This is a genomic window from Pontimicrobium sp. MEBiC01747 (assembly GCF_053601635.1).
Map to the genome: position 1 here is coordinate 1 of NZ_JBSHNS010000432.1, position 2,252 is coordinate 2,252.

2 protein-coding genes are annotated in these 2,252 nt (G+C 35.3%); both read left to right on the forward strand.

Annotated elements, in window-relative coordinates; genetic code table 11:
* Window positions 1–1,848: ATP-dependent DNA helicase RecG (gene recG / locus ACVC2P_RS13980; RefSeq protein ID WP_452599070.1), on the forward strand; the 1,848-nt coding region annotated here is incomplete at its 5' end.
* A 27-nt stretch (window positions 1,849–1,875) separates the two neighbouring features.
* Window positions 1,876–2,252 (forward strand): tRNA isopentenyl-2-thiomethyl-A-37 hydroxylase MiaE (gene miaE, locus ACVC2P_RS13985; protein WP_452599071.1); only part of this gene is annotated, 377 nt, incomplete at its 3' end.

Below are 2,252 nucleotides of genomic sequence, written 5' to 3' on the forward strand. Positions count from 1 at the left end.
TTTCAAGATGAAACTGGGACTATGGAATTGGTTTGGTTTCGAGGACAAAAATGGATTAGAGAAAGTTTAAAATTAAACACACCTTATGTTATTTTTGGAAAAACAAATTGGTTTAATGGCAAGTTTAACATGCCGCATCCCGAAACTGAATTATTAAAAGAGCACGAGAAAAATTTACGCTCATCCATGCAAGCCATTTACCCTTCTACAGAGAAATTATCTAACAAGGGAATTACCAATCGGGTAATGACAAAAATTATGCAAAATTTGTTCCTTGAAACCAAAGGAAGATTTGTTGAAACTTTGTCTAAAAATTTGCTATCTGAACTGCATTTAATTTCAAAATCTGAAGCGCTTTTTAACGTCCATTTTCCTAAGAATTCTGAGCTACTTTTTAAGGCTCAATTTAGACTAAAATTTGAAGAATTATTTTATATTCAATTGCAATTAATTCTGAAAAATTTAATTCATAAAACAAAAATAAAAGGCTTTCCTTTTGATTCTATCGGAACGCATTTTAATACCTTTTACAAAAACAATTTACCCTTTGAATTAACCAATGCACAAAAACGTGTGTTGAAAGAAATCAGGTACGATTTAGGGCAAAATGCACAAATGAATCGTTTATTACAAGGAGATGTAGGCTCTGGCAAAACTATTGTAGCATTAATGTCAATGCTCATGGCGGTTGACAATGGTTTTCAAGCCTGTTTAATGGCGCCAACTGAAATTTTGTCAGTCCAGCACTATAACGGATTAAATGAACTATGTAAAAACCTGAATATCAACATAAAAATACTCACAGGTTCAAGTAAAACTTCAGAACGAAAAATAATTCATGAAATGCTAGAAAATGGCGAATTAGACATCCTAATTGGCACTCATGCATTAATTGAAGATAAAGTAAAATTCAAGAATTTAGGACTCGCAGTTATCGACGAACAGCATCGTTTTGGTGTTGCTCAACGCTCTAAATTATGGAAAAAAAACAGCCTCCCTCCTCACGTTTTGGTCATGACCGCAACACCAATTCCAAGAACATTAGCTATGTCTGTTTATGGTGATTTAGACATCTCTATAATTGATGAATTACCACCAGGAAGAAAGGCTATAAAAACAGTACATAGATACGACTCCAATCGCCTTAAAGTTTTTCGTTTTGTTCGCGATGAAATTGCTAAAGGAAGACAGGTTTATATTGTCTATCCTTTAATACAAGAAAGCAGCCAAATGGACTACAAAGATTTAATGGATGGCTACGAAAGTATTGCCCGAGATTTTCCTGCACCAGAGTATCAAATTTCTATTGTACATGGCAAGATGAAACCTGCCGATAAGGAGTTCGAAATGCAACGTTTTATTAAGGGGCAAACCCAAATTATGGTAGCCACAACAGTTATAGAAGTTGGTGTAAATGTACCTAATGCTTCGGTCATGATTATTGAAAGTGCGGAACGTTTTGGCTTATCGCAATTACATCAATTAAGAGGCCGAGTTGGACGAGGAGCTGAACAAAGTTTCTGTATTTTAATGACGAGTCATAAACTGTCTGAGAATAGCAAAACTCGCCTAGAAACAATGGTACGAACCAACGATGGTTTCGAAATAGCAGAAGTCGATTTACGTTTACGTGGCCCTGGAGATATTATGGGTACACAACAAAGCGGTGTTTTAAACCTACGCATTGCAGACATTGTAAAAGATAACGATATATTGCAACACGCACGTTACCATGCCAAACAAGTATTAAAAAACGACCCTTCGCTTAGATTACCCGAACACGCCCCTATTTTAGAAACCTATAGACAGATGAGTAAATACAAAAACATCTGGAATTATATAAGTTAATACCTACCTTTACCAAAAATTAAAATTATGCTTCATTTAAAGTTGGAAACAGACCCGCGTTGGGTAAATATAGTAGAGTCTAATATTGAAGAAATTCTTACAGACCACGCTTGGTGCGAGCAAAAAGCGGCGACTAATGCGATAACCATAATTACCAACAATAGCGAACACGAAGAGTTAGTTACCGATTTACTGCTATTAGCACAAGAAGAGCTAGAACATTTCCAAATGGTACACGACATTATAAAAAAAAGAGGGTACAAATTAGGAAGAGAGCGTAAAGACAGTTATGTTAATGAGTTGTATAAGTTTATGAATAAAGGCGGTAATAGAACTCAAAGTTTAGTAGACCGTTTATTGTTCTCGGCTATGATTGAAGCTAGAAGCTGTGAACGCTTTAAGGT